Consider the following 26,478-nt stretch of genomic DNA (forward strand, 5'->3'; position numbering starts at 1 on the left):
AGCCCTTGACGACCCCGCCCCAAGTGTCTACTGACTGTATACAGTATACAGGAGAACGATGCTGGCACTGACCGTAGACTTCGACAGCGAGGTCCCCGTTTATCGGCAAATTGTCGAGGAAATTCGGGGGCTCATCGCTCGCGGGCAGTTGACCGACGGGAGCGAGCTGCCCAGCGTGCGACAGCTCGGCGCCCGAATCGGGATCAACCAGAACACCGTGGCGCGGGCCTATCGGCTGCTCTCCGACGAGGGGCTGGTGGATCTGCGGCATGGCTCCCGCGCCAAGGTGCGCATCGCCGACGCGCCCTATCGCGACGCCGGCGACGATGCCGACCGCCGTCTGCACGACGTGATCAGCCGATGGGTTCTGGCCGGCGAGAGCCGACGCAGCATCGAACGCCGTTTCGCCGAAGCACTGGATCGCTTCTTCGCCGCCCAGGTCACGAGGTAACGCCATGGAAACAGCAGCCCGACTCACGTTGGCCATTTCGATCGCCTTGGTGGGCATCACCGTGCACCTCATTGCTCGGGTGAACGCCGGCCAACGCGTCTTCTTTCTCGACCTCGGCCGCGAGCCGACCGACACGGACCGTGCTCGCGTGCGGCGAACGCTCTGGGTCAACGCCGCCGTGGTGGTCGTGGGGATCGCGGTGTCGCTGCTGTCCAGCGACGTACTGGTGCTCACGCTGGTCGCCACCGTGGCGCCCCTGCTGTCCATCGCTTGGATGCTGGGCGAGATGCTGGTGCTGGTGCGCACCGTCGCGCCGCCGGCGGCGGGGGGCCGCTTCGTAGTGCCCTTGGACGCGCCGCCGCCGCTGTCGAGCTACCTCTCCGCGCCCTTGGCGGCGGCGAACCTGGCGCTGGTGGTGATCCCCGCGGCGCTGTTCTGGCTCTTGCGGCAGGAGCTCCCCGAGCGCGTTCCCCTGCATTGGGACGCCGCCGGACGGGTGAACCGCTGGGGCAGCCCGGGAGAGCTGTGGATGTTCTGGGGCATCCTGCTGTTCGACTACGCCTTGTTGTGGGTGATCGCGTGGTCTGCCTCGCGGGAGCGCTGGGTGCTCTCGCCCAAGGAGCCGGAACGTTACGCCTGGCTGCAGCACCGCCGCCGTTCGCTGATGGTGCGCATGGTGGAGACGATGATCGCCGGGCTGAACTTGTCCATGGCCGTCATGTGGCTGGGCATCGCCTACGGCAGCATGCCGGGCAACGGCGAGGTATTGGGCGCGATCATCGTCTTCAGCGTGGTGCTGATGGCCGTCGCGATCGTGGGGCCCTTGGTGGCGTTCTTGCTGCCGATGGTGCGCATCCAAGGCGAGATCAAGCGCCTCGCCGGCAGCGACGTGCTCGGCACGCGTCCCGATGGCTGGCGCTGGCGCGGCATGATCTACTACGCGCCCGAAGACCCTGCGCTGTTCGTTCCGAAGCGTTGGGGCATCGGCCAGACCCTGAACTTCGCGCGTCCCGGTGCCTGGGTGTTCTTGGGCGTATTGACGCTGTTGCCGTTGGTCTTGGCCGCAGCAACGGCCCTGTTCTCCCGCTGAGCGGCTGGCGTCTCGGCGCGGTTCGGTGTACCAAGCGGCCGGTGACGAAGCCGCGCAGCATCTTCGCCCCGGACCTGTTTGCAGAACAGGTTGCCGTCGTCACCGGCGGCGGCACCGGAATCGGCCTCGCGGTCGCGTCCGAGCTGGCCAGCTTGGGGGCCAGCGTGGCGATCGGCAGTCGCAAGCAAGAGAACGTCGACAAGGGCGTCGCTGCGCTGGGCGGCTCCGCCTTCGGCCACGTGTTGGACGTGCGCGAGCCGGAGAGCTGCGAGGCTTTCGTCCGTGCCGCGCTGGAACGCTTCGGCAAGATCGACGTGCTGGTGAACAACGCCGGTGGCCAGTTTCCATGCCCGGCGCAGAACCTCTCGCCGCGGGGCTTCGAGGCGGTGATCAAGAACAACCTGAGCGGCCTGTTCTTCATGACCCACGCCGTGGCCAATCTCGCGATGCTACCGGCAAAGCGCGGACGCATCGTCAACGTGATCGCGGACATCGCCCGCGGCTTTCCCGGCATGGTGCACACCGGCGCCGCCCGGGCCGGCGTCGAGAACATGACCAAGACCCTGGCGGTGGAGTGGGCCGCCCATGGCATTCGCGTGAATGCTTGTGCTCCCGGCACCATTCGCTCCAGTGGGACCGCGCAATACGGCGAGGAAACGCTGGAGCTCGCGCGGCGCGCGGTTCCGCTCAAGCGGCTCGGTTCCGTGGAAGAGGTGAGCCGTGTGATCGTGTTTCTTTCCAGCGACCAAAATGACTTCGTGACGGGCTCCACCTACTACATTGACGGCGGCGGCTCGCTCTGGGGCGACGTGTGGCCGATCGAGGAACCGCAGACCCAGAGCTGAGCACCGCGGCTGCCAAAGGCAGCCGTGCGCCGCGCGCGCCTTGGTGGCGTCGTCGCGTGGACTGGGTGCGTCGCTACTTCACGGAGCAGGATCCCACGTTCTGGGTCGCGCTCACGCCGGCGATCGTGGTCTCCGCGCTGCTGTTCGTACGCAGCCCGCTCTCCAACTACATCTTCGACGAGCAAGAGGCACTGCTCGCGAACCCTTACGTGAATGGCGAAGGCCTGGGCTGGCTGGACGCCTTCCGTCGCGACTTCTGGGGACTGCCGCCGGATCGCAGCATCGGCTCCTACCGGCCGCTGCCGGACCTGATCTGGCGTGCCCTGTGGCAGCTGAGCCATGCGTCCTGGTTGCACCACTGGGTGAACGTGCTGCTGCACGGGGTGAACGCCGCCATCGTTGCGGGGATCACCTTGGCCGTCACCCGCCGCCGTGGTGTCGCCTGGCTCTCCGGCGCGGCGTTCCTCACCGCGGCGGTGCTCACGGAGGCGGTCACCGGCGTGGTGGGCATCGCGGACGTGCTCGGCGGCTTGGGCGTGCTGCTCGCCGTCGCCGCGCTCCGAACCCGGATGTGGGTGATGCCCTTCGCCGTGTTCGGTGCCCTGACCATCGGCTTTTTCAGCAAGGAGAGCGTCCTGGTCGCGCTGCCCTTGGTCGCCTGGTGCGCCCTGGTGTTCGCGCCGCTCATGTTCCGGGAGCGACCGCATCGCGTCTGGCGCACGCTGCTCGCGCTGGTGGCCTCCGTGGCCGCGCTGGTGTTCTACACCTACTTCCGGCGCCACTTCTTTCCGGTCACGTTGCCCCCGGAATTCGCCGAGCCGTTGCCCCAGAGCGCGCCCCTCGCCAAACGCGCGATGCACGACTTCTTGCGCTGGTTCCAGCAGCCGCGACTGCCTCACGACGCCATGAACAACCCGCTGGTGGACGCCGACTTTCCCCACCGAGTGGCGGGGGCGTTGCGCGTCTACTTCCGCGGCGTGATGCAGGTGCTGTTCCCCTTGCGGCTCTCCGGTGACTACTCCTTCCCTCAGGAACCAGCGCCCAGTCGCGTGGTCTTTCCCGAGAGCGTGCTCGGCGGGTTGCTGCTTTTGGGGCCGCCGCTGCTCGGTATCGGGCTCTGGATCCGCGCGCTGGTCGTCGAGCGGCGGGAACGCCGAGGCGGCACCACGGACTTCTCCCAAAAGGTCAGCAGCGCGGCCCTCCTGGCGGTGGGCCTCGTGTGGCTGCCGGTGGCCTATTTCCCACACTCCAACATCCCCGTGCTGTTGCCCACCGTGCGGGCGGAGCGCTTTTGGTACCTGCCCGTGATCGGCAGCGCCTGGATCCTGGCCATCGCGTTCGGCAAGCTGCTCGAAGGGCGGCGCTTTCCCCGCGCGGCGGTGTTCGTGGTCGCGCTCTTCTTCGGCTTCCAGGGGATCCGCGCCCGTATGCACGCGCTCGACTACTCCGACGACCTCGCCTTCTGGCGCGCCACGCGCGACGCCGTGCCGAACAGCGCCAAGGCCCATTTGAACTACTCCGTGATGGTGGGCGCGCACCTCGGGGATCTGCCCAAGCGCCTGGCCATCAATGGTCGCGCCATCGAGCTCGCCCCCAAGTGGCCCATGGCGCACATCTACTACGGCGACACGTTGTGCCGGATGAACAAGCCGGACCAAGCGTGGCCCCACTATGCGCGCGGCTTCGACCTGGCTCCCAACGATCCCAATCTCATCTCACTGGCGCTGCAGTGCTTGTGGGACCACCACGCCATCGAACGTCACCGGGACGCGCTCCTGAAGCTCGCCGGCGAGCACCCCGGCAGCTGGATCGCGTATCTGGGAACCGAGATCGTGTACCGCGGCAAGGAGCACGGCGGCGTCGAGAAGAAGTACCGCCCGCGGGGCTACGACGAAGGTCCGAAGGACTGAGGGCTACTCGACCGCGCGGAAGTACACCGTGTTCTGGCCCTGATGGACGGATAGGCGCGTTTCCTCGATCTCGAAGGCGAGCGTGGAGCCATCGATCACCTGCTTCACGTGGTTGGAGGCCCCTTCGTGCATCGTGTCCGGACAGGTCGCTCCGTCGTACGCGAAGCCATCGAAGACGAGGGAGCCGCCGTTCGCCAGGTAGCTGCCGCTGCCCGTCTCGCAGCCGCTGAAGATCGTCACGTGGCCATCCTGCGTGAAGGAGGCGTTCACGTCCTTCCACGCGATGCTGAAGATGGCCGCTTGACCGTCGCTGTAGCCATCGCCAACCCAATGGGTTCCGATCAGCGGGCGGTCGGGGCTCGCCAACTCTCGATCCAGCAGCGTCATCTTCACGTCCGCGCTGGTCATGATCAGCCGCGGCTCTGCGAGCTCGAGCGTGGGGCCTCCCGTCAACAATCCGGTGAGCCACTCGTCCTGCGCCAGGTATTGCTGATCGCAGCCCATGTCCGTGATGCCGTAGCCGAGGATCTCGAGCTTCGAGCCGGAGATGTCGTACGTGCTGCTGAAGGAGTTGCAGCCCGCCGTGGCCGTGAGCTGGCTGCCCTTGAACCCGATGCGCACTTCGGAGCCCGCTACCAGGGTGTGGCCCTCCACGGTTTCCGAGATGAAGCTGCGACCATCGAGGCTGCCCTGGAGCCCGCCGGCGGAGCTTCCGCTCGGGTCGCCGGAGCTGCTGCAACTGCACGAAAGTCCACCCAACAAGATCGCCGCCATGATTCGCGAAAGCATGGTGGAAGTGTGTTCGCGCTCAGCGCGCTCGTCCAGTGCGACAGGTTCCGCCGCTCCACAGCTCCTGATCTTTGCCGGTTCGGCGCGGTAACGCGCGGCGCGAGGTTCCGCGCCGTCCCGACAAGACCTATTCGCTGCCGAAGAGCCAGACGAGGCCGACGATCGACAGGCCCAGCACGAACAACGCCAACAGGGCGACGGCGACGTCCGTGCTGCTCCAACCGCGCTTGGGCGTGACCGGACGGGGAGCGGCGCGGGGGACGTCGGCGATGGGCGCTCCGCCGCGAGCCTCCGGCAGCGGTTCGGCCGCGGGTAGCGTCTCCTCGAGGGGTGCGGACCGCGGTGGGTCCACCGAATCGTCCTCCCGCATGTGCTCGTCGGCGGCGCGCTCGAGCTCTTGCAGCGCGTCGGAGACGGGATCCTCGAACACCAGACGGTTCTGTCCGATGAACACCGACTCCCCTTCCGGCCACGGGCGTTCCTTGTCCGGGGGCAGCGGCGCGTCGCCCAAGCGCGATCCGTTCTTGGAGCCCAGATCGCGGACCATCACGTGGTCCCCCTTGCGGAACACCTCCACGTGACGCCGGGAGGCGTCGACGTCGGCGAGGGGGAAGTCCACGCTCTTGCCCCGGCCGATGACGTAGCTCTTGCCCACCGCCAGGACCAGCTCGCGCCCGGCATCCGGGCCTTCGGCGACGACCACCTTGGTGTCCTTGGGCTCGCCCTGGGCGCCGAGAGCATCGGCCACCAGGCCCAGGGCGATCTCGCAGGTGGCGAGGGCCGGATTCTGGGTGGGCATGACCTGCTCGATCTTCACCTCCAGCCAGATGCGGCCGACACGAATCAGGTCGCCGCTCTTCAGCACCCGCGGCGCTTGAGGCGACAGCCGCACCGGCCCCACGAAGGTGCCGTTCGTGCTGCCCTCGTCCAGGACGATGTAGTCGGTGCCCCGCTGGCGGATGGAGGCGTGGCGATGGCTGATGCTGGGATCCGGGAGGCGCACCTCACACCCCTCCCCGCGACCAATGACGATGCGGGGGGCGTCGAACGTGATCGCTGGAGGCGATTCGCTATCGCCGGAGCGCACCACGACAGTGAGCGCCATCGCCGCGCATATTGATCAGTGGGGGGCCATCTGTCCACGAAGTGGTGACTCCCGATCCTCGAAATTTGGCCCGTTCGGGCCCGGCGCCTTAGTCCCGAGGAGACGAAAGGTCCGAGGGCCATGCCCTTCAGGGCCGCCGGGAGGCAAGAATGACTGAGCAGCAGGAACGCCGTGCATCGGGCTTGTCCCGTGTCCCCTTGGAAGCTCTGGTCGAGATCTGCGGGCGCGATGTGGGGGGAGCGCCGGCGTTCGAAGCCGAATCCGTCGACGTTTCCGGACGCGGCATGCACGTTCGCACCGCCTACTTGCCCGAGATCGGCTCACCGCTGGTGTGCCGCTTCGAGCACGATGGCCGAGAAATCGTGGTCGAGGGCGAGGTCGCCTGGTGCGATCCGGCCGAGCGGGGCGGTGAGTTCGGCATCAAGTTCACGGCGCTGGACAGTGGCAGCGTGGACGCCCTCGCCTCGCTGTGCGGCTTGGGCGAAAAGCAGGCCGAGCCCGAGCCAGAAGAAGAAGAGGTCGCGGTGGAGCAGGGGCCCGAGGCCCCGGAGCCCGGCGCCCGCGTGCGTTTGCACATCGACGGCCTGGGGTCGCCGATGAAGGCGTCCGTACGCCAGGGCACGCAGCGGCGAGTGCACGTTTCCTCCAACCTCGAGTTCCTGAAGGTCGGGCGACCGCTGGAGCTGGAGGACCTGAGCCACGGCGGCCGACGGCCTGCGGAGATCCACGCAGTGGACGTGGTGATCGATCCCCAGTCCCGCGTTCCGCAACTGGTGGTCTCGCTGCGCTTCTCGGACGTGGAGGAGCACACCCCGGAGCCCAGCGTGATCGACAGCGAGGTGAGCACCTCGCGTTCCCCGGTGCGTGGCGCCACTTTCATGCCCGTCTCGGAGCCGCTGGACATGGCGGACGACATGTCTCCGGAAGCCCCCGCGGAGTTCCCGGAAGAAGACGAGGTGATCGAGGACGCCGGCGCCATGCGCGACCGCCTGGGCGTGGTGGCGGCCGGGGCAGGAGAAGCTGCCAAGAAGACCGGCGCCGTGCTGGCCCACGTGAGCGTGACGGCGGCGAGCGGCATGGGTCGCTTCTTCAAGGGAGCCGGCGCCAAGATCGCCGAGTACAAGCGAGCGAAGAGCGAGAAGGCCGAGGACCGGCCGCGCCGGACCACCGCGGCTCCGCCTTCGGGCGTGCTGTCCGTCGAAGGGCGCCGGCTGCGTCCGCAGTCGCAAGCGGCACCCAAGACGGAAGCGAGCCCTGCACCCAAGGGCGGCAAGCTGGCGGGGCTCAAGCACAACCCCAAGGCGAAGAAGATCGCGGGCGCCGGAGCCCTTGTCGTACTGCTGGTCACGGTGGGAGTGATCGCCATGAAGAAGCCCGCCTCGCCGCCTGGAGCGGACGTGGACGGGCCCGCGGTGAGCATGACCGTGGCTGCCGAGTCCCCCAGTGGAGACGTGACCGCGGTGGACGAGCAGGGCAATCCCATCGCCACGGATCAGCCTCCCGCCGAGACGGCGAAACTGCCGGTGCTGAAGGACGCGCCCCCGGCGAGCTCCGACGGCGTGACCGCAGACGTTCCGCTGTTCGGCCCCACGCCGATGGCCACCATGGAGCCCGCGCCCCTGGGCCCCCCACCCGAGCTGGCGACCCCGGAAGGCGCCGGTGAGGACGAGGAAGCCAAGGAGAAGGCTGCCGCGGACCAGGTGGAGGACGAGACCTGGGGCGACAAGGAAGAGAAGAAGCCGACGACTAGCAAGGCGAACCCCGCGGACGTGAAGCCTTGGGGACGCGGTCGCCTGCATCTGCCCACCATTCACCGGCTGCGTCTGGACCAGCCTGGCGGCGCCATCAAGGGCGCCATCAACCCGACGGGCTTCACCGTGGTGGTTCCTGGGGTGAAGGTTATGGAGTCCCCCCGAGGCATCGAGAAGCGGGATTCTCGCATCGCTCGCGTGAAGACCCGCAACGGCTCCTCGGGCGCGGAGATCACCTTCCAGTTCCGCGAGAGCGTGCCCGGCTATCGGGTTCGCCTGCGTCGAGACTTCGTGGAGTTCTTGATCAGCGCTCCGGCGGACTCCAAGACCGGCGCCGTCAAGAGCAGCAAGAAGAGCCACAAGAAGAGCTCGAAGAAGAAGAGCAAGAAGAAGCACTGAGCTCAAGACAGCCTGCGGGGTGCCGTTCAGAACATCGACCCACAACACGTCGAGGTTCCATGGAGGGCACCCTCAGCCTCCGCCGTGCCGAAGTGCGAGCTTCGAGCACGGCGTCCGCCATTTCCGCACTGCGGGAGCAGCTCAGCCAACCGGAGCTCGCCTGCGTGCTCGCCTTCACCTCTCCGGAGGTGGACCTTGGAGAGCTCGGTCCGGGTCTGAAGCAGAGCTTCGATTGCCCGGTGATCTCCTGCACGACGGCAGGTCAGATCGGCCCCGACGGCTTCACCGTGGGCGGGGTGACGGCGGCAAGCGTGGCCGGACCCCTGAAGGTGCACTCCTTCGTGATCCCGCTGGATGACATCGCCGCTTCCGTGAGCGAGGTCGCTGCCGAGATCGTCCTGCTGCGACCCAAGTCGAAGCTCGCCTTCGGCCTCGTCCTGGTGGACGGCCTGTCCCTCAAGGAAGAGCGCCTGATGGCCACCCTCCACGCGGCGTTGCCCAGACTGCCGATCGTGGGCGGGTCGGCGGGAGACGACCTCCACTTTTCCGAGACCCACGTGTACTTCGACGGCAGGTTCCGTCAGCACATCGCCGTGCTGCACCTGTTCGAGACGGACTTGCCCGTCGCGCCGGTGAAGTTCCAGCACCACCTGCCATCGGATCAACGGCTGGTGATCACCCGGGCGGACGCCAGCACTCGGACCGTGTACGAGATCAACGGCAAGCCGGCGACGGCGGTGTACGCGAACGCCGTGGGAGTGAAGGAGAGCGAGCTCACCTCGCAGGTCTTCTCCAAACATCCGCTGCTGTTGCGCATCGGCACGGAGTACTTTACCCGCTCGCTGGCGCGTGTGAACGCAGACCGAAGCATCACATTCTTCTGCGCCATCGACGCCGGGTTGGTGTTGAGAGTGGGGCGTCAAGGCGGCTTCATGGACGCCGTGGAGTCCGCTATCACGGAGCTTCGAGAGTCTCTGGGCGAGCCGCAGCTGGTGATCGGCTGTGACTGCATCCTGCGGCGCCTGGAGATGGAGTCCAACGGCATGATCGCGCAGGTGGGCAAGCACTTCGCCGACCTGGGCGTGATCGGCTTCAGCACCTACGGCGAGCAGTACAACGCGGTCCACATCAATCAGACGTTCACCGGCATCGCCATCGGCGGTGCCCCGTGAAGAGCCGGGTCGCCGAGCTCGAGGCCGAGCTGGAGGCGGCGCAGCGCACCATAGATGCCCTCAGCGATGCGATGGAACGTGGCCTCTCCGAAGCCTCCACGGACGTGCCTCTCACGCTGCAGATGCTCAGCTTGGAGCAACTCGTGCACGAGCGGACCCATGAGCTTGCGAGCCGACAGGGAGAGCTGCAAGCCGCGCTGGACGAGCTCGGGCGCACGCAGGCCCAGCTCTTGAGCGCGCAGAAGCTGGAAGCCATCGGGCAGCTCGCGGCGGGCATCGCTCACGAGATCAACACGCCGATGCAGTACATCGGAGATAACACCGCGTTCTTGCAGACGGCGTTCACCGAGTTGCTCGGTTACGTGGCCCGTCTGGAAGCAGCCGTCGGGGACACGGTGAAGCCGAGTCGAAAGGTGGAATTCGTCAAGGAGCGCGTGGGGCCCGCCGTCGACCAGACCATCGAGGGTGTGGCGGCCGTGAGCAGGCTGGTGCAGGGCATGCGATCCTTCGCCCACCCCGGCAGTGAGGAGAAAGAGCCCACCGACATCAACGATTCACTGGAAACGACCGTCACCGTGTGTCGCAACGAGTGGAAGTACGTGTCCGAGGTGGAGCTCGAGCTGGAACCGGGCCTGCCGTTGGTTCCGGCGCTGCGGGCGGAGCTCAATCAGGTGTTCCTGAACATGATCGTCAACTCGGCTCAGGCGATTGGCGAGGTGGTGAGCGGCGACGAGAAGGGCAAGATCGTGGTCCGTACTTGGAGCGACGAGGCGGCAGTGTACGTCTCGATCTCGGATAGCGGCCCCGGCGTCCCCGAAACCCTCCGGAGCAGAGTGTTCGATCCGTTCTTCACCACCAAGCCGGTAGGAAAGGGCACTGGGCAGGGGCTCGCGATCGCTCGTTCCATCGTGACCGAGCACCACGGCGGCGCGCTCGAGCTCCTTGCCACGCAGCCCACCACTTTTCTGATCAAGCTTCCGCGGGGACAGAGCGACCTACGAACCAAGACGCGGCCGTCGATGGAAACGATGTCGGCCGTGGGCCGTTAGCGACGACCGCGCCCTTTGCGGGTCACGCTGGCCAGGGCCGTGTGCGGACTCGTCTCCAGCGCCGCGAGATCGCTCTCCCCCCGCGCCAGCCGGGCCGCACCCGCGAAGGCGATCATGGCCGCATTGTCCGTGCACGCGCGCAGATGCGGGACCACGAGGCGCACGCCGGCGCGTTCGCAGGCTGCGTCGGCGCGCTCCCGGAGCTCGCGATTCGCGGCCACGCCGCCCGCCAGCACCAAGGTGCGCACGTTCTCTTGCTCCACGGCGCGGAGCGCCTTCTTGACCAACGTGTCCACCACGCGGCGCTGAAACGCCGCGCACAGATCGCGGAGGGTCGCGTCGTCCCCCGGGCGGCCGTGATTGGTGACCCAACGTTGCACGTTGGTCTTCAGCCCGCTGAAGCTGAACTCGAGGGAATCCCGCTGGGGCATCGGTTTGGAGAGCGCGATGGCGTCGGGGTCCCCTTCACGAGCGAGGCGATCGATCACGGGTCCGCCGGGGTAGCCGAGGCCCAAAAGCTTGGCGACCTTGTCGAAGGCTTCCCCGGCGGCGTCGTCTCGCGTGGCGCCCAGCTCTTGGATGTCCGTCAGCTCCTGTCCGTCCACGCGATAGAGCGCGGTGTGGCCTCCGGAAGCCAGAAGCGCCACGTAGGGTGGCTCCGCGGGCTCCGGCTCCCGCAGGCCGGGAAAACGCAGGTTCACCGCCAACAAGTGTCCCACCAGGTGGTCCACGCCCACCAGCGGCTTGCCCGTGGCCCAGGCGAGGCCGCGGGCGAGCTGCACGCCCACGAGCAGAGCCCCAGAGAGCCCCGGACGCGCGGTGACGGCGATGCCGCCGATGGCGTCGAGGCCAATGCCTTCGAGGGCGGCTTCGATCACCGGACGCGCGTTCTTCATGTGGTCTCGGGAAGCCAGCTCCGGGACCACGCCGCCATAGGGAGCGTGCAGCTTCACCTGACTGTGCACCACGTCCGAGAGCACGCTGCCGCCTTGGGTGACGACCGCGGCGCCGGTCTCGTCGCAGGAGGTTTCGATGCCGAGGACTTGCATCAGTAGCCGCAACCACCGCTGCGCCGTTCGAGCTGAAACAGCGCGAAGCCCGCGGCCTTCGGCGGGTCCGGTGGTGTCGTGGCTGGCGGGGGACGCAGCAGCCGTACCTCCACGTCGTCGTTCTTCATCAGCGACACCACGGCCAGGGCAGGACCCTCGCAGCTCGACTCCGTCCAGGCGACGAAATTGAAATCCCGGCCCGTTCCGAAGTCGAGGGTGGACAGCTGATCGCTCTGGACCTCGCTGCTGGCGTGGAGCACGGCGTGATCGAAGCGGGGCGAAGGCACGCACGGTCCGGTTTCCGCATCGTCCGTGGTGATGGTGCCCGGCGTGCTGCCCAAGTGGTTCATGTCCAGTGTCAGCGCCAGCCGCAGATCCGGCGGGTAGCCCTGGCGTACGAACTGAGCGCTCACGATCGAGCCGCAGTAGGCAGCGCCATCACTGGTATCGAAGCGATCCAACGTGCGGCAGCCCGACAGCAGCACCACCAGCAACAGCGCGCGCTTCATGGCTTGCCCAACGCTTGCCGGGCCGCCTTTCGCACGCGCGGCTCCGCGTCCTTGTCGGCCACGCGCTCGAGCGCGCCCCGCGCCGCGTTCGGGTCGATCTTGCCCAGGGCCACCACCGCCGCTTCTCGCACCAGAGCGGTTTCGTCCGTTTCCGCGGCGCGTGTCAAGGCGGCGATGGCCTTGTCGTTGCGTTTGCCGGAAGCGAGCACACCGAGAGCTTCCGCGGCGCGAACCCGCGCCGGCCACTCCGTGGCCTTGTCGAGCAGCGCGGTGACGGCCTCGATGCCGCCCTTCGGCTTGGCGCGCTCCACCGCCGCCAGGGCGGCGCGTCGAACGCTGTCGTCGGTGTCCCCCAAGGCGTCCAGCACGGTCTTCTGTGCGGCGGCCTCGGGTCGCACCGCGAGCACCTGGATGGCGCGCACTCGCGTTTCCGGCGCAGGGTGGCTGGCCAACGTCACGAAGGCGGGGACCACCGCGCTGGCGATGGTCTCGGCGGCGGCGACCGCGCGCTTCTTGCCCGCCGCGCTCGCCTTGTCGAGATCCTGGGTGAGGGGACCAAAGGCCGGCTTGCCGCCGCGGGCCAAGAGCGCATCGGCGACCGCGCGGGCGCGCTCGGGAGAGCTCTGCACCGCGGACACGCTGGCGTGGGCCAGCGCCGGGGCGATGGTCGCGAGCGCCTTGGTCTCGTCGTCGGCCGAGTAGCCCTCCGGCAGCAGACCGCGGATCAGCTCGCGAACGTCCACCCGCCCTTCCGGCGGGACCTCGCGGGTGTGGGCGTACTTGCCCGTCGCCAGCACCAAGGCCGCGGCGGTGCCGGCGCGCCGCAGCTCGGGATCCGGGCTCACCAGCGCTTCCGAGATCGCGCGCGGTGCCCCCGGCGCGCCGATGCGTGCGAGGGCGGTGACGGCCGCGCCGCGCACCGTGGCATCGCTCGACTCCCCGAGCTGCGTCAGCACGTCCGCCGCGGACTTGTCGCTGATCTCCCCCAGCGCGAAGGCCGCCGCAGCACGCGGCAGCGGGCCGGCCTCCATGGACCGCGCCACTCCAGCCAGCAGGGGGCCGCTCTTCTTGTCGCCGATGAAGCCGAGGCCCATGGCACCCAGGGCCCGGATGCTCGGTGCGTCGCTCTTCACCATGTGAGTCAAGAGCTCCCGCGCCGCCGGCGAGCGCATGCGGGCCACGCCCCAGGCCGCGGCCACCATCACCGGATCCGATTCGTCGGAGCGGATCTCCCCGCCGGGGGCGAGCAGCTCACCGAGCTTGGGCAGCAGCGCCGGATCCCTCAGCGCCCCCACGGCGATCATGGCACGAGCTCGGAGCTCCGAATCCGCGTTGCCCGTGGCGAAGGCGAACAGGGCGGAGCCCGCGCTCTTGTTTTCGATGTACGAGAGCAGCTCGATGGCGATGCGTTGCTGCGCGTCGTTGTCGTCCGTCAGTGCGTCCAACAGCGGCTTGACGGCGCGCTCGCCGATGCGCCGCAGGGACTCGCGTGCCTTTTCGGCGACTTTGGGGTCCGAGCTCTTGGTCTGGTGCGCGAGCGGGAATGCCAGCGCGCCGTAGATGTCCACCAGAAGCCGCCGGTAGATGGGCTTCTGCGGATTGCCCAGCGCGACGGGCAAGAGCTCCTTCTCCAGCGACTCCAGCGTGCCGCGGCCCAGGTTGATCTGCATGCTCAGCCGTGCGGCCTGCGCCACCAGCTCTTCGTCCGGCGAGGCGCGCACCACGCGGCGCAACAAGCGGTCCGCCTCCTGCAGATCCCCCTGGCTGATGAGCAGCTCCGCCAGCTGGAAGTACACCGGGAACAGCCGGTCGTTCTTGGCGATGGCCTGGCGGAACGCTTGGATGGCCTTCTTGTTGTCCTGCCGCCGGCGGTACATTTCGCCGAGCTTCCGGTGCCCTTCGGCGTCGTCCGGGCTCAGCTCCACCGCCTTGGCCGCGTAGCGGATGGCCTCGTCGTCCTTGTACAGCTCCGCGGCGTACTGGGCCATGCGCTGGTAGTACTCGCGCGCCCGCTTGGGCTCCGCTTCCACCAGCTTCTTGAGCACGTCGATGGCTTCGCGCAGCTTCTTCTGCAGCACCAGCACGCGCTCCAAGGTCGCCAGGCTCGGCGCGTCGCCAGGGGCGCTCTTCACCACCAGCTTGAGGGTGCGCTCTGCATCTGCGTAGCGCCGCAAGCGAATCTGCACCTCCGCCAACAGGCGCCCGGCGTCCAGATCCGGCGGCGTGGACTTCAGCCGCCGCGCCAAGGGCGCTGCCCGCTGCTCCAACTGGCCGGAGAGGCTCCACAGCGTGACGATGTGCGTGCGCGCTTCCCGCGCCAGGTACTTGTTGTCGCCGGACTCCTTGAGCATCTGCTCCCACAGCCGCCGCGCCTCGTCGTACTGGCGGTTGCGGGTGTCGCGCCCCGAGGCCGAGGCGCCGGTACGCTCCAGCGCCAGCGCGTAGGCCTTCTTGTACTTGATGAGCTTGGGCGAGAGCTTCATCGCCTCCCGCAGCGACTCCAGCGCTTTGTCCGGCATGTCGTGCTCGAGGTACACCTCGCCCATGGTGGACTCCGCACGCGCGCGATCGGTCACCACCACCTTGATCCGCTGCCAGGTGGTCATGGCCTTCTTCTTGTCGCCCTCCTGCCAATAGCGATCCCCGAGCTCCACCAGGTGACGTGGGTCGTGGGACCCCATCTTGCTGAGGCGCTGCAGCACCTCCATGGCGCGGTCCTTCTCTTCCACTCGCTCGTAGAAGTCGACCAGCGCCGCCAACGTTTCCTCGTCCTGACCCGAGCGCGCCTCCAGCTTCTTCAGCTGCTCCAGGGCCTTTTGGCGATCTCCGCGTTGGATCAGCGCTTCCGCCAGCTGGAACACGTAGTCCGGGTTGCGCGGCGCCGCGCGGATCAGCGCTTCGTATTCCTTGATCGCCTGATCCAGCTCGCCCTGGATCTGAAGCAGCTGCACCACCTTGAGCCGCGTGGAGATGTCCCCGGACTTCTTCGCCAGCGCCTTCTTGTAGGTGGCCAGGGCCTTGTCCACCTGTCCGGTCTCTTCATACAGACCACCCAGCATGCGCAGCCGGTCGTAGTCCTGGACGTTGTCTTTCTCGAGCTCCGTGATGAGCTCCCGCAGCCGGTCTTCGTCACGATAGACGCCGACGATGATGTCGTAGATCTCGGTGCGAATGCCGGACTGGCTGCCCGCGGCGTGCAGCGCGCGTCGCAGCGTGGTCATGGCTTCTTTCTTCTTGCCCAGCTTGGCCAGGGCGCGCCCCAGATCCCGGAGGGCCGGCGCCAGCACGCGGTTGTCGCCAGCGGCCGCCTTCACCACTTCGCGGTACTCGTCCACGGCGCGCTGATGCTCGTTGCGCAGCATCAGCTCGCGCGCCAGCTCCCCCTTCACGTAGAAGGAGCCCTTGGCCCGGGTCACCAGCTGCTTGTGGTACTTCTTGGCGTCGTCCCAGTGCTTGAGGTCGAGGGCGAGCTGCATCAGCGTACGCAGCGTCTGCTCTTTCTCGGCGTCGTTCTTGATCAGGGGCAGCGCCTTCTCGTAGCGACTGAAAGCACCGGCCTTGTCCCCGCGATCTTGCAGCACGTGGGCCAGCGCCATCAGCGCCGTCGGGTCCTTGGGCTTCTGCTGGATCGCCTTGTCGTAGGTCGCGATGGCGCGGTCGTACTGACCGTCCTGCTTGTAGATGCCCGCCAGCGCCACCATCGCGTTCCACTGATCCGGCTTGGCTGCGCGCTTCTCGAACTCCTCCACCAGCTTTTGCAGGTTGCCGTCCCGTTCGCGGTACAGCTCCGCCAGACGTTGCAGCGGGAACTGCGCCCCCGGCTGCGACAGCACGATGCCCGTGTAGCGCGCGATCAGCGCGTCGTTGCTCGGTCCCTTCGGCTTCTCTGCCGAGGGCTTGACCACTGGTTTGCCACCGGGCTTCGGTCGCCCCCCGGGCTTCGGTCGCCCCCCGGGGTGAAAGCCAGGCTTCGGCTTCTGGCGACCGCCGGGATTGAATTGCCCCAGCAGGTTGCCGGAGCCCGGGGCCGCATCGGCGGGAGGGGCCGCCAGGGCCGCCATCAGGGCCGTCACCAGGCCACCGAGCAAGGGTCGTAGCTTCACGGGGAGTTAGCCTACGCGTCCGCGGAGGGCGCCGCCAATCACTGAACGTTCGACAGCGCGCGCCCCCTTCCCTTGGCGAGGTTTGTTGGTTCGCCGCGGAACCTCAGGGCGGAGGCGTGCCGCCGCCACCACCGCCCGGAAATCCGCCGCCCGGAAGCCCAGGGATGCCGTTCGCACACTGCTGGCCGCACTGTCCGAACACGCACTGCACGGCGTTGAACGCCTTCAGCGCGGCCTGGAAGTCCCCATTGAAGCACTGGAGCATGCACTGCAGGTTGAGGCCGCCCGGGCCGCCGGACAGGCACGACTGGAAGGCGCAGATCACGCCGTCGCGGCACACGTTGTCGAACAGGCAGTCCTGAGCCGAGGGGCACTGTTGGGTGATGCAGCTGAGGCAGGCCAGGGGCCCGCCGCCGCCGGTTCCCCCCGTACCGCCGCCGAAGCCGCCAAAGCCGCCGAAGTTCCCGAATCCGCCGGAGCCCCCGCCGCCAGTGGTTCCGCCGGTGCCCGCCGTGCCGCCGCTGCCACCGGTGCCGCCGCCGCACGGGCAGTTGAGCTTGGTGCGACAGTTGGCGACGGTTTGTGCCGCGTTCGTCGCGTTGCTGAACGGCCCGCCGTTCTGATCGATGACCGCCTGGCATGGCCCGAGGTAGCAGTCCACGCCGCTGCAGCCGGATTGATCGGCGCAGGCGAGGATGTCGAGGCAGCCGCTCTCGTCCGCGCAGGTCGACCACACGTCCCCGCACTCCGTGCAGGTGCAGTCGTCGCACTCGTTCTGGGCGACGCTCAGGCACGAGCCGCCAGTGCCCCCGTCTCCACCGATCGCGGCCCCACCGCCGTCTCCGGACACGCCGCCGGAGTTACCCACGCCCCCGCCTCCGTCCAAAACTGACAGGCCACCAGTGCCGGCGCCGGCATCGGGATCCGGAATCGGGCCGAAATCGATGGTGGAGCGTCCGCAGGATGCTGCTCCAAGGCACACCGCCACTACCGCAAAGCCCCAACGAGTGATCGTTCGCGAATTCATCCTCGTGCTCCTCGTGCTGCCCACACGCCTGCGAGGGAAAAACCGACTACGGCCTTAGCACATCGCTGCCTTCGTCGGGGCGGGTTCGGTGGCTCCCGAGTCGCCCTGCGTGGTAAACGGCCAGGGCATGTCCGAGACGGACGATCCCGAAACCACGGAGCCGGAAGCGACTTCGGAAGACGAGGCGGAAGCGACGCCGCCATCGGAAGATGCACCAGCGTCGTCCGACGCGGAAGCGGCGTCACCGGAAAATGTCAGCGACACTGCGGGTAGCGCTGCGCCGCCCCCTGCGGTTTCGGATCTGGACAACCGCTGGGGGATCCTCGCTCGTTCGGTCACCCTGGGCGGAGTGATCGGCCTGGCCCTGGTGGCGTGGGCGCAGTTCACCTTCAAGGCCACCTGGGTCACGCGCTTCCTGACCCACAACGACATCGCGATGCCGCAGCGCATGCGCATGATCGCGAGCCTCGGCGTGGGCCTGGTGGTGGGCGCCGCGGCGGTCTTCGTGGCGATCTTCCTGCTCGAGCGCCGCGGCGTGGTGCGCAGCACCGTGGAGCGTTGGCTGTGGTTCGCGTCCCCGCTCATCCTGGCGCCGGCGCTTCCACAGCTCTACCGCTGGAAGCCGTGGCAGGGGAAGCACGAGACCCTGCTGCCGCTGCTCCTCGCCGTCACCTTGGTGGCGGAGATGCTCTTCGTCCACTCCTTCCGCGCGATGCCGGACAGGGTGTCGCGATTGATCGAGCGCGTCAGGAAAGCGCTCCCGGAGGTTTGGCGGAAGCACGGCCCGCTCATCGTCGTGGTCGCGGGAACGATTTTCTACATCGCGTTCATGAGCTTCTACAACCTGCGCTGGCACTACAAGCTCAGGACGCACAACTTCGATCTCTCCATCGACAACAATCTCATCTACTCCGCCCTCAAGGGCGGACACATGGAGAGCACCGTCACGATGGGCAAGGACCCGGGCAAGTACTTGGCGATCCACGCCAAGCTCGGCCAGTACGTGATCTTGCCGATCTACGCGCTGTATCCGAAGCCGGAAACGCTCATCGTGATCCAGTCCGCGCTCTTGGGCCTCGGCGCGTTGCCGCTGTTCGGTTTCGCCAAGCGCCACGTGCGGCCCTGGGTCGCAGCCGCCGTGGCCATCGCGTACCTGTGCTACTACCCGATGCACAGCGCGAACTTCTGCGAGTCGAAGTATCTGTCGCTGTCCGGCTTCTTCGTGCTTGCCGTGTACTGGGCGGTGGAGACGCGCCGCTGGGTGCCGTTGGTGCTGGCCTTCATTTGCGCCAGCTTGATGCGGGAGGACGTCCCGGTGGGCTTGGCCATCGGCGGCACGTTCCTGGTGCTCACCGGGCACCGCCCACTGCCAGGGATCGTGATGGCGGCAGTGAGCACCGTCTGGTTTCTGATCCTTCGCTTGCTGATCATGGACAAGGCCGGGGACTGGTGGTTTCCCAGCATGTACAAGGGCCTGTTCTCGCCGGGGCAAGAGGGCTTCGTGAGCGTGGCCAAGACGCTGATCTCGAACCCGCTGTTCACCCTCGACAAGATCCTGACCAAGGACAAATTCTTCTATTTGATGCACCTCTTGGTGCCCATCGCGTTCTTGCCCGTGCGTCGCTGGTACCTGTGGGTCGCGCTGATCCCCGGCGCGCTGCTCACCATGCTGGTCACGGACTACAAACCCATCTTCGGGTTCTCGTTCCAGTACGTGATGCACTGGGTGCCCTACCTGTTCTTGGCCGTTCCCCTGGCGCTGTCGGCGATCGAGAAGGAGAACGGCGTGGCCCGCATGCGGGGCGCTCTCGCCGCCCTGGCGCTCGCCGTGTCGGTGAGCAGCTACAACTACGGTGCGTTCTCGGCCCGGGACCATTCGGTGCGCGGGGGCTACTTCGACATCGAATTCGGGTTCAGTCAGAAGGAAAAGGACCGCCTCGCGGATCTCCGGGAGACGATCAGCGTGATCCCGAAGGACGCCTCCGTCGTGGCGACGGAAGGCATCGGCGCCCAGGTTTCGTCGCGCCGGTACATGTACGCCATGCGACGCGGCTTGTATGGAGCGGACTACATGCTCGCGTCTCGTAAAGAGCTCGACTACGAAAAGACGCGTCCGTTCTTCACTCGGGCCGTGAAGAGCGGGGAGTACGGTGTGCTCAAGCGGGTGGGCGAGTTCGTCGTGCTGAAGAAGGGCCACGACACGTCGGGCAACGCGGCGTTGATCCGCGACTGGAAGCTATGACGGACGGACCGGCGCCCCGCCGGTCCCCACTCGGACGTGCGCTCAGGGTCTTGATGGGCCTCGCGGCCCTCGGCTTCGTGGTTTGGACCTTCGAGGATCTCGGTCGTCGCTGGGATCCCAACACGCTGTCCGTCAGCTGGTGGCTCGTCGCCCTCTCCACCTTGCCCCTGGCCGCGGGGGGGCTCTTGCAAGCATGGGGTTGGACGCTGTTGCTCTCACGCATGTCTGGGAAGCCCGTGCCTTGGGCGCCCGCCATCGCGCTCCACGTGGAGAGCATGATGGCCCGCTACGTCCCGGGAAAGGTGGGCTTGCCCCTGGTGCGCATGGCAGGCGCCGCGACCCTGGGCGTGGAGCCCGCGGTGGCCGGTGTTTCGGTGTTCATCGAAATGCTCAGCTTCTCGGCCATGGGCGGCGTCGTCGGCTTCGGCACGCTGGCTCTGGCGCATGGCCAAACCCGTGGGCAAGAGGCACTGCTCGGTCCCTGGTTCACGGTGCTGCTCGTGGGCTTCGCCGTGGGCGTCGCCGCCCTCATGTTCGTGGATCGCAAGTACTTCCCCAAGGCGCTCCTGCGTCGCATTGGCGCGGGCGGCGCGGGCCCTCTGGTGCCGCTGATCCTCCCGCTCATCCACGCCGCCTATTGGGGCACCTGGGTACTGCACGGCTACTTGATGGCCCTCGCCATCGGCGCGAGCCACGCAGCGGCGCTGGCGGCCGCGGGCTTCTTTCCGGTGGCGCTCATCGCGGGCTTCTTGGCGCTGGTGGCGCCGGCTGGCGCGGGAGTGCGCGAAGCGATCTTGTCTGCGGGGATGGCGCCGGTGGTGGGGGCGACGGGCGCGCTGTCCGCGGCGGTGCTCTCTCGCATCACCACGCTGGTGGTGGAGGTCAGCGTGTTCTTGCTCACTCGCCCCCTCGCTCGCAAGCGTCACCAGGAAGCGCGATAGCCGATCTGACTGCTCAGCACGTCGGTCACGTCCAACGTCGCATCGTTGTCGAAGTACGACGTGATGAACGTGTCCAAGCCCACCACCTGATAGAAGAACGCATGGCGATCGAAGAACGGGTCGTCCACGTGGAGCCCCACTTCGCCGCCCAGCAGCGCGAACCAATGCAGGGCCGTCGGGTAGTAGTAGTGGGCGACGATTCTCCGGTAGCGGTACGGATACTGGACCTCGTACTCGTTGCCGACGACGTACATTCCGCCGCCGCCGACGTAGACGGGCACGAAGCGAAAATCTCCGATGCCGAGCTCGAAGGGCCGCACCGTGAGCGTCACGTCGAGGTTGTGGACGCGGTGGCCCGCCTCTCGTTCCGGCGTGAAGCCGTAACCCACGCTGGCGTTCAGCACGTCGTCGAACACCGCGTAGCCCAGCGCCAGGTTGGCCGCGCCGAGCCAGCCTCCCGTCGCCAGGCGCGCGAAGTCCGGCACCAGCGGCCCGAGGCGGTCGCGATCGCGATCGTTCCTCGGACTTTCATCGCCCGTGTCCCGAGCCGCGGCGCTGGCTGCGATCGACATCGCGGCGCACGCGAGAAGGAGAGCTGCCGAGCGTTTCATTCTGGCATCTCCGATGCCGGCGTGACGCTCTCGCAGTCGTCGTAGTGGCAGCGCGAGAAGGTGATGCTCGTCTCGGCTACGGTCACCACCGTGAACACCGCGGAGTACTCGTGGGTCGAGCACTGCAGCAAGGTCGTTCCTTCGTAGGTGCCGAGGGCGTAGTCGAGCAGGTGGCCGTGAACGACCAGGTCGACCGGCTCCGCTTCCAAGAGCTGTCGATAGAACTCCTTGGAGCCGCCGTTGGGGATGTCCGCTGGCGCGTAGACGGGCTGATGCGTGACCCAGATCAGCCGCTCCGCGCCCTCCCGAGACTGAGTCTCCTTCGTGAGCCACTCGCGGTCCGGCGCCACGTGCGGGAACTCGAGCGAGTTCGAGTTGAACATCACGAACTTGGTGCCGGCGTAGCTGAACGTGTAGTTCAGCGGCCCGTACATCTTGCGATAGATTTCCGGGCCGTCGGCGATGGCGTCGTGATTGCCGATCACCGTCAGCACCGGCACTCGAATGTCGCCCAAGCGCGCTTGAGTCAGCTCGAATTCCCCCAGAAGGCTGCGGTCCGACATGTCGCCCGCCACGACCACGAAGCGGATGTCGTTGCGCGCGTTGATGGCCTTCACCGTACCGGACAGCTCGTCGTAGCCGTCGTGGGTGTCGCCCAGGGCGACGAAGGAAAAGGGCAGCGTTTGCTCCTGAGCCGCGATGCGCGCGAGGTTCTTCTGTGTCAGGTCCCGCTCCGACGGCTCGGTGGAAAATGGTGTGAAGCGCAGACAGCTCGACGCGACCAGTAACGTCGCCGCGAGCACCGGGCGCGAAAGCGAATCCATGTGCGTCGACATCGCAGGAGTCGTGCCGACCGTGCGCCGACGGATTCGACGATCGCGTCGTGGCAGAACGCCCCGATGCGCATTTTCGCGCGTCCCAATGTTGCTCGGTCGAGAAGAGTTGCTACACCTCTTGCCGCACCCGTTGAAGCGCTGGACTCTCCTCTCTGCGATCGCGTGGGTCGCCTTGGTTGCTGGCTGCAGCGACGACACCGGCAAGCTCGCCGCCAGCGGCACGGGTGACGTGTCGAACCCTCCGGCGGCTCGCGGCAGCTCGGCCAGCCCCTTGGACGAAGCGTGTGGGCCCGGGGCCGTCACGGCCGGCGGCGCCGCGGTGCTCCGCCGCTGGCCCTACTTGCAGGACGTCACCACCAGCTCGGCGAGTGTCGCGCTCACCAGCGTGCCCGGCGTCACTCCGCATCTCACCGTGACGCTGCCGGACGGCTCCGTCGTCGCCCAGCTGGAGATGGGCATCGACGCCTCGGCGCACCCGCCGGCGGCGGAGCAGCACTTGGTGACCGTCGATGGCCTCACCCCCGGCACCCTGTATTGCTACGCGGTCGACGGCCTGGTGGGGCGCGCGGGATTTCGCACCGCACCCGCCCTCGGCGGGGACGACACCATACGCTTCGTCGCCTTCGGGGATTCGGGCAGCGGCGGGCCCGAGCAGCGCACGCTGTACGACCAAATGCGGCAATTTCCCTTCGATTTCGTGATCCACCTCGGGGACCTGGCCTACGAGAAGGGCGCCTTCGGCGAGATCGAGCAGCACTTCTTCCGGGTGTACTCACCCACGCTGCGGAGCTTCCCGGTGTTCCCCGCCATTGGCAATCACGACGTCGCGACCGCATCCGGCGCGCCCTACCTGCAGAGCTTCGTGTTGCCCAGCGGCATCCCCGAGCGCGAGGAGCGGCAGTACTCCTTCGACTTCGGCGACGTGCACTTCGTGGCGCTCGATACCGAGCGCATCGACGCCGAACAGTCTCTGTGGCTGGACGAGGATCTCGGGGCCACCAGCGCGCCGTGGAGCATCGTGTTCGCGCATCGCCCGGCGTACTCTTCGGGCGCGCATGGTGGTTCCGCGGCGTTCCGACAGACCTTTGGCCCTATCCTGAAGAAGCACGCCGTTCCCTTGGTGCTGTCGGGGCACGAGCATGACTACGAGCGCACGCTGCCCATCGCTGGCACGACGTACGTGGTCAGTGGTGGGGGTGGCCGGGAAACGCGGGCCGTGGGCCACAGCGTGTTCACTGCGTACTCCGAGGACGTGCTGCACTTCCTGGTGGTGGAAGCCAACGCCCGGCGCATCGCGCTCCACGCCATAGATGGGGTAGGGCGGGAGTTCGACTCCGCGGTGATCGAACGTCAGTGAGCCGCGCGCGTCTGCCCGACGGGCGCTCTGCGCGTGAGCCGAGGGCGCGCTCGCCTGCGCCCGCCGCGGTGTCGGATCAGCGCCAGCGGCCGCGGCTCGGCGAGCGTCGAGAAGCGCACGCCGACGTGCGGGAGGACCTTCATGCTCTCGAGCTCGTCCACGAGGCCTGTCAGCTGCGCCTCCAGCTGGCGCTTCTTCCCGCGATCTGCAGTGAACACCAAGCTCCCGCGATCGCCGAGGGCGCGGAGCAAGAGGGCGGTGAGCTTGGGTCGCAGGGCGGCGCCGTTGGGTCCGGCAACGAGCACTGCCTGACGCAGGACCGCTTCGGATTTTTCGAGGGCCGCCAGGCGTTCCTCGAGCCGTAGGGCGAACGCGCGCGGCGACTCGTGCAGCCGCTGCAAGACTACCCAGGTGTCCTGGGAGGCATCCCCCAGTGCCGGCCACCCCGCTCCACGCTCCCGGACGATGATTCGCGTCGTACCCATATGCTTCGCGATCGAATGCAGTTTCTGGGCCGCGCGAGAGAACGGCATTTGACTGCGATCATCTCCGCAACGCGTGCCGCTGCGGGTTCGAGCGGGCGCAGAGCTTGCGCGCTGCCTCTACTCGCCGTCGTTCGCCAGCTGCGGAGCGAGCTCGGCTTCCACTCGCAAAGGGACGGGAGGTGTGGGCTCGAAGTGCAGCCCCACCTTGGCCGAGGGAAATCGATGGCTGAGGGTCTCGGCCAGGGTGCAGAGCTCGGAACGTTCCGAGCTCGTCGCGCCGGGGCAGGTCACCGTCAACACGCCGTCCGACTGGATCAGCCGGAGCAGCTCCTCCGCCACACCCACGCGGCGATCCATGGGCACGCTGCGCGAGGCCGAGAGCACCGCGCTGTCCAGCGTGTGACCGCTGGCCCGCAGCTGCTGAGCGGAGCGCCGCACCCGAGCCAGTAGCTCGAAAGCACTCTCGTGCCGCTGCTGAATGATCACCGCGGCGTCGTTGCCCGAGCGCTCGCGCCCTACCCACACGGGCCACGCCGCGCCTGCTTCCATCACGATCAGCGAAGCGCGATGCGATGTCCCGTCCCACATGTCACGAAGTGGTGCACGGGGCGTGCCGTGCGGAGAAATCCGTGCAATTGACGCGGGGCACCCGCATTCGCTGCGGCAGGGACGACGACGCACGCAATTCATACCGCTGGCATGCGCAGTGCACGGTTCAGAGAGCGTGCATGCTCTTGCCGCCACTGCTCTCGCCGCCCTCGTCACTACGGTGGGCATCCTCGTCATACGTCGGTTTGCCGAGTGGGGTCGACGAAACGCCGTGCTCTTTGGCAGCTTCGCGGCCGGCGTGCTGATCGCCGTTTCCTTCCTGCATCTGATTCCGGAGTCTTTCGAGATGAGCGCCCGGGCACCGTACTGGCTGCTCGCGGGCTATGGCACGATGCATCTGACCAGTCGATTCCTCTCGAGCCGGGTGTGTGACGAGGACTGCGAATCGGGGCGCGCGCTCGGGGTCGTCGCGCTGGTGGGCATCGGGTTTCACTCGATGGTCGATGGCATCGTGTACGCGGTCGCCTTTCAGGTCGGGCTGTTCACGGGAGTCTTGGCAGCCGTCGGCATGGTGTTGCACGAGTTTCCCGAGGGCATCGTCACCTATGCGCTGCTCCGGGGCAGTGGCCTGTCGGACCGCCGTGCCGCGCTGCTCGCCTTCCTCGCCGCTGGTCTCACCACGCCGCTGGGCGCGCTGTTGGCCTTTCCCTTCGTGGGAGCGCTGCGCGGAGCGCCGCTGGGCGCGCTGCTCTCCGCGTCCGCCGGGGTTCTGATCTACGTGGGCGCGACGCACCTCTTGCCCCACGCCGAACGCGAGCGCCGCCGCTTCAGTCTGCTGGCCTTGACGGGAGGGATGGGGGTGGCGCTGCTCATCGTGCTCAGCGGCCATTGATCACTTCATGGTGACGCCCAGCTCGTCGTGGCACACGGCGCAGGTGGCCAAGAACTGCCCGTAGATCTTGCCCCGGTCCTCCGCCTTTACCGTTCGTCCCGTGTTGCCGAGCCCGTGGACCTGCTTGGCCAGAATGACGATTTTCGGGGGCACGCTCCTGGCGCCGGCCAAGGCCCGCTCGCCGAGGGGCGCATCCGAAAGCACCTCCGAGCCTTTGATCCAGGCCTCGTCGCTCGGAGCCATCAGCCCTTCCCACATGCGCTCGGCTGCCCACTGATGCCGCAGCATGTGGAGCTGCGCGCCGGAGCCCTCGGCGGGTGGCCGGCCGACCGTGATCTTGGGGCCACCGAGCTGCTCGTGACAGGTCGCACAGGCGCGACCCAGGCTACCGAACGCGAACCCGGCCTGGTTCACGTCAGCGGCATCCCGCGAAGCTCGCGCGGCTTCCGTCATACCGTCCACGTGCTGCTCCCAGCTCACCGGCAGCTGGACGCTGATCTGGTGCTCGGCCAACCAGACACTGGCCTCCTTGAACTCGTCGAGCTTGCCCCGGATCAGGGCGGCCTCCATTTCGGTACTCTTCGTAAAGTGCCGTTTCATCAGATCGGGCAGCGAGGGAGATGCGCTCTCACCGGCAGCCGCTGCGGCCGTCGACTCCGACCGCGGGGGGACGGACGAAGTAGGCGCCTTGGGCTCGGGCGTTTTGTCGCAGGCCAGCGTCGCCAGCAGCGTGGCTCCGACGGCGGCGTAGCGGGCAGCTCGCATCGTGAACCTCCGTTTGCCTTCGAAGCAGCATTCTCCGTGCCCACTCCCTCCATCAGAAACAGCGAGGTCCGGCTTGCGATCACGGCAACCGCTGCGTCGTGAAAGCGAGGTCACGCAAACTACGCGAGAAGGAAGCGTGAATCGTTGCGGACCGAAGCTGGCACGCGCGATGCAACCTCGCGCGCAGGAGACTTCCATGCGCATCGGCTTCACCCTGCTGCTGAACCAGAACGACTCTCGGCTCTCGCCCCACTTCGGCAAGGCCAAGTGGATCGGCATCTACGACACGGAGACCGAGAGCATGCGCTTCGAGCGCAACACCGGGCTCAACGGCCGCTTCGTCGCGGACGTTCTGGGGGACGCCGACTGCACCCACGCGGTGCTCACCAGCATCGGCCCGGGTGCCTTGGAGCACCTCCGCCGCTACGGCATCGCCGCGCTTCAGGGTGACGCCGACACGCCCTGGCCGCTGCTCGCCAAGAAGGTGCAGAGCGACGCGCTACCGCCGGCGGAGGCCAGCGACCACGAGCGCCATCATCTGCATTGAATCT

General features: G+C 67.6%; 23 protein-coding genes. 12 read left to right on the forward strand and 11 right to left on the reverse strand.

Annotated elements, in window-relative coordinates; genetic code table 11:
* The first annotated feature begins 58 nt into the window (after nt 1–58).
* The 4 genes from H6717_22955 (at nt 59) to H6717_22970 (ending at nt 4,296) form a co-directional block, all read left to right on the forward strand.
* Nucleotides 59–451 carry a GntR family transcriptional regulator gene (locus H6717_22955; protein MCB9579905.1) on the forward strand — a complete coding sequence of 131 codons (393 nt, stop codon included), beginning with the start codon at nt 59–61 and terminating at the stop codon, nt 449–451.
* A gap of 4 nt (nt 452–455) precedes the next feature.
* A complete protein-coding gene (locus tag H6717_22960) occupies nt 456–1,541 on the forward strand; it encodes a DUF1648 domain-containing protein (protein MCB9579906.1) in 1,086 nt (361 codons plus the stop codon).
* Between the two features lie 41 nt (nt 1,542–1,582).
* Complete coding sequence (locus tag H6717_22965; GenBank protein ID MCB9579907.1) at nt 1,583–2,386, forward strand: SDR family oxidoreductase; 804 nt, start codon at nt 1,583–1,585, stop codon at nt 2,384–2,386.
* Nucleotides 2,387–2,451: 65 nt separating this feature from the next.
* Nucleotides 2,452–4,296 (forward strand): tetratricopeptide repeat protein, encoded by a 1,845-nt coding sequence (locus H6717_22970; GenBank protein MCB9579908.1) that lies wholly within the window; start codon nt 2,452–2,454, stop codon nt 4,294–4,296.
* 3 nt (nt 4,297–4,299) lie between these two features.
* On the opposite strand, the gene H6717_22975 is transcribed toward H6717_22970, so the two are convergent.
* Together H6717_22975 and H6717_22980 are read right to left on the reverse strand one after the other, a co-directional pair.
* Nucleotides 4,300–5,085 (reverse strand): META domain-containing protein, encoded by a 786-nt coding sequence (locus tag H6717_22975; GenBank protein ID MCB9579909.1) that lies wholly within the window; start codon nt 5,083–5,085, stop codon nt 4,300–4,302.
* Nucleotides 5,086–5,212: 127 nt separating this feature from the next.
* Entirely contained in the window at nt 5,213–6,190 is a 978-nt protein-coding gene (locus H6717_22980; GenBank protein ID MCB9579910.1) for an FHA domain-containing protein, read from the reverse strand.
* A gap of 149 nt (nt 6,191–6,339) precedes the next feature.
* Here H6717_22980 and H6717_22985 point away from each other — a divergent pair, with 149 nt between their 5' ends.
* Genes H6717_22985 through H6717_22995 form a run of 3 tightly spaced genes read left to right on the forward strand, consistent with a single transcriptional unit; the run spans nt 6,340 to nt 10,561 of the window.
* Nucleotides 6,340–8,340 carry a PilZ domain-containing protein gene (locus H6717_22985; GenBank protein ID MCB9579911.1) on the forward strand — a complete coding sequence of 667 codons (2,001 nt, stop codon included), beginning with the start codon at nt 6,340–6,342 and terminating at the stop codon, nt 8,338–8,340.
* A 59-nt stretch (nt 8,341–8,399) separates the two neighbouring features.
* On the forward strand, nt 8,400–9,512 hold the full coding sequence (locus tag H6717_22990) for an FIST C-terminal domain-containing protein (GenBank protein MCB9579912.1): 1,113 nt from the start codon (nt 8,400–8,402) through the stop codon (nt 9,510–9,512).
* The gene (locus tag H6717_22995; GenBank protein ID MCB9579913.1) at nt 9,509–10,561 is read left to right on the forward strand and encodes an ATP-binding protein; all 1,053 of its coding nucleotides are present in this window, start codon (nt 9,509–9,511) and stop codon (nt 10,559–10,561) included. The genes H6717_22990 and H6717_22995 overlap by 4 nt, the downstream gene beginning before the upstream one ends.
* On the opposite strand, the gene tsaD is transcribed toward H6717_22995, so the two are convergent.
* The 4 genes from tsaD to H6717_23015 form a co-directional block, all read right to left on the reverse strand.
* Nucleotides 10,558–11,613, reverse strand: coding sequence for a tRNA (adenosine(37)-N6)-threonylcarbamoyltransferase complex transferase subunit TsaD (gene tsaD / locus H6717_23000; protein ID MCB9579914.1), 1,056 nt, complete (start codon nt 11,611–11,613; stop codon nt 10,558–10,560). The two genes, H6717_22995 and tsaD, sit on opposite strands and share 4 nt — an antisense overlap.
* Complete coding sequence (locus tag H6717_23005) at nt 11,610–12,119, reverse strand: hypothetical protein (protein MCB9579915.1); 510 nt, start codon at nt 12,117–12,119, stop codon at nt 11,610–11,612. The genes tsaD and H6717_23005 overlap by 4 nt, the downstream gene beginning before the upstream one ends.
* Entirely contained in the window at nt 12,116–16,222 is a 4,107-nt protein-coding gene (locus H6717_23010) for a HEAT repeat domain-containing protein (protein MCB9579916.1), read from the reverse strand. The genes H6717_23005 and H6717_23010 overlap by 4 nt, the downstream gene beginning before the upstream one ends.
* 103 nt (nt 16,223–16,325) lie before the next feature.
* The gene (locus H6717_23015) at nt 16,326–17,249 is read right to left on the reverse strand and encodes a hypothetical protein (GenBank protein MCB9579917.1); all 924 of its coding nucleotides are present in this window, start codon (nt 17,247–17,249) and stop codon (nt 16,326–16,328) included.
* A gap of 127 nt (nt 17,250–17,376) precedes the next feature.
* On the opposite strand from H6717_23015, the gene H6717_23020 reads away from it, so the two are divergent.
* Together H6717_23020 and H6717_23025 are read left to right on the forward strand one after the other, a co-directional pair.
* Complete coding sequence (locus tag H6717_23020; GenBank protein ID MCB9579918.1) at nt 17,377–19,491, forward strand: DUF2079 domain-containing protein; 2,115 nt, start codon at nt 17,377–17,379, stop codon at nt 19,489–19,491.
* Between the two features lie 53 nt (nt 19,492–19,544).
* Nucleotides 19,545–20,432, forward strand: a complete 888-nt coding sequence (locus H6717_23025) for a flippase-like domain-containing protein (GenBank protein ID MCB9579919.1) — start codon at nt 19,545–19,547, stop codon at nt 20,430–20,432.
* Here H6717_23025 and H6717_23030 read toward each other — a convergent pair.
* Both H6717_23030 and H6717_23035 read right to left on the reverse strand, forming a co-directional pair.
* Nucleotides 20,414–21,004 carry a hypothetical protein gene (locus H6717_23030; protein MCB9579920.1) on the reverse strand — a complete coding sequence of 197 codons (591 nt, stop codon included), beginning with the start codon at nt 21,002–21,004 and terminating at the stop codon, nt 20,414–20,416. The two genes, H6717_23025 and H6717_23030, sit on opposite strands and share 19 nt — an antisense overlap.
* A 35-nt stretch (nt 21,005–21,039) precedes the next feature.
* Nucleotides 21,040–21,867 carry a metallophosphoesterase gene (locus H6717_23035; protein MCB9579921.1) on the reverse strand — a complete coding sequence of 276 codons (828 nt, stop codon included), beginning with the start codon at nt 21,865–21,867 and terminating at the stop codon, nt 21,040–21,042.
* Between the two features lie 97 nt (nt 21,868–21,964).
* Between H6717_23035 and H6717_23040 the strand changes: the two genes are divergently transcribed.
* Nucleotides 21,965–23,236: a metallophosphoesterase gene (locus H6717_23040; protein ID MCB9579922.1), complete on the forward strand. Its 1,272-nt coding sequence runs from the start codon at nt 21,965–21,967 to the stop codon at nt 23,234–23,236.
* Here H6717_23040 and H6717_23045 read toward each other — a convergent pair.
* Both H6717_23045 and H6717_23050 read right to left on the reverse strand, forming a co-directional pair.
* On the reverse strand, nt 23,230–23,721 hold the full coding sequence (locus tag H6717_23045; GenBank protein MCB9579923.1) for a hypothetical protein: 492 nt from the start codon (nt 23,719–23,721) through the stop codon (nt 23,230–23,232). The genes H6717_23040 and H6717_23045 overlap by 7 nt on opposite strands.
* 117 nt (nt 23,722–23,838) lie before the next feature.
* Nucleotides 23,839–24,309, reverse strand: a complete 471-nt coding sequence (locus H6717_23050) for a hypothetical protein (protein MCB9579924.1) — start codon at nt 24,307–24,309, stop codon at nt 23,839–23,841.
* On the opposite strand from H6717_23050, the gene H6717_23055 reads away from it, so the two are divergent.
* Nucleotides 24,308–25,162, forward strand: coding sequence for a ZIP family metal transporter (locus H6717_23055; GenBank protein ID MCB9579925.1), 855 nt, complete (start codon nt 24,308–24,310; stop codon nt 25,160–25,162). The genes H6717_23050 and H6717_23055 overlap by 2 nt on opposite strands.
* On the opposite strand, the gene H6717_23060 is transcribed toward H6717_23055, so the two are convergent.
* Entirely contained in the window at nt 25,163–25,927 is a 765-nt protein-coding gene (locus H6717_23060) for a hypothetical protein (protein ID MCB9579926.1), read from the reverse strand.
* A 196-nt stretch (nt 25,928–26,123) separates the two neighbouring features.
* Here H6717_23060 and H6717_23065 point away from each other — a divergent pair, with 196 nt between their 5' ends.
* Nucleotides 26,124–26,474, forward strand: a complete 351-nt coding sequence (locus H6717_23065) for a NifB/NifX family molybdenum-iron cluster-binding protein (protein MCB9579927.1) — start codon at nt 26,124–26,126, stop codon at nt 26,472–26,474.
* Nucleotides 26,475–26,478 lie beyond the last annotated feature (4 nt).

This window comes from Polyangiaceae bacterium, from assembly GCA_020633235.1.
In the GTDB taxonomy this organism is placed as follows: Bacteria; Myxococcota_A; Polyangia; order Polyangiales; family Polyangiaceae; genus JACKEA01.

Coding starts and splice junctions, on each gene's coding strand:
- H6717_23060 (MCB9579926.1), bottom strand. CDS start 25,927: ATGCGAGCTGCCCGCTACGCCGCCGTCGGAGCCACGCTGCTGGCGACG.
- H6717_23015 (MCB9579917.1), bottom strand. CDS start 17,249: ATGAATTCGCGAACGATCACTCGTTGGGGCTTTGCGGTAGTGGCGGTG.
- H6717_23035 (MCB9579921.1), bottom strand. CDS start 21,867: ATGGATTCGCTTTCGCGCCCGGTGCTCGCGGCGACGTTACTGGTCGCG.
- H6717_23050 (MCB9579924.1), bottom strand. CDS start 24,309: ATGTGGGACGGGACATCGCATCGCGCTTCGCTGATCGTGATGGAAGCA.
- H6717_23020 (MCB9579918.1), top strand. CDS start 17,377: ATGTCCGAGACGGACGATCCCGAAACCACGGAGCCGGAAGCGACTTCG.
- H6717_23005 (MCB9579915.1), bottom strand. CDS start 12,119: ATGAAGCGCGCGCTGTTGCTGGTGGTGCTGCTGTCGGGCTGCCGCACG.
- H6717_22985 (MCB9579911.1), top strand. CDS start 6,340: ATGACTGAGCAGCAGGAACGCCGTGCATCGGGCTTGTCCCGTGTCCCC.
- H6717_23040 (MCB9579922.1), top strand. CDS start 21,965: ATGTTGCTCGGTCGAGAAGAGTTGCTACACCTCTTGCCGCACCCGTTG.
- H6717_23025 (MCB9579919.1), top strand. CDS start 19,545: ATGGGCCTCGCGGCCCTCGGCTTCGTGGTTTGGACCTTCGAGGATCTC.
- H6717_23045 (MCB9579923.1), bottom strand. CDS start 23,721: ATGGGTACGACGCGAATCATCGTCCGGGAGCGTGGAGCGGGGTGGCCG.
- H6717_22980 (MCB9579910.1), bottom strand. CDS start 6,190: ATGGCGCTCACTGTCGTGGTGCGCTCCGGCGATAGCGAATCGCCTCCA.
- H6717_23030 (MCB9579920.1), bottom strand. CDS start 21,004: ATGTCGATCGCAGCCAGCGCCGCGGCTCGGGACACGGGCGATGAAAGT.
- H6717_22955 (MCB9579905.1), top strand. CDS start 59: ATGCTGGCACTGACCGTAGACTTCGACAGCGAGGTCCCCGTTTATCGG.
- H6717_23065 (MCB9579927.1), top strand. CDS start 26,124: ATGCGCATCGGCTTCACCCTGCTGCTGAACCAGAACGACTCTCGGCTC.
- H6717_22975 (MCB9579909.1), bottom strand. CDS start 5,085: ATGCTTTCGCGAATCATGGCGGCGATCTTGTTGGGTGGACTTTCGTGC.
- H6717_22990 (MCB9579912.1), top strand. CDS start 8,400: ATGGAGGGCACCCTCAGCCTCCGCCGTGCCGAAGTGCGAGCTTCGAGC.
- H6717_23055 (MCB9579925.1), top strand. CDS start 24,308: ATGTCACGAAGTGGTGCACGGGGCGTGCCGTGCGGAGAAATCCGTGCA.
- H6717_22960 (MCB9579906.1), top strand. CDS start 456: ATGGAAACAGCAGCCCGACTCACGTTGGCCATTTCGATCGCCTTGGTG.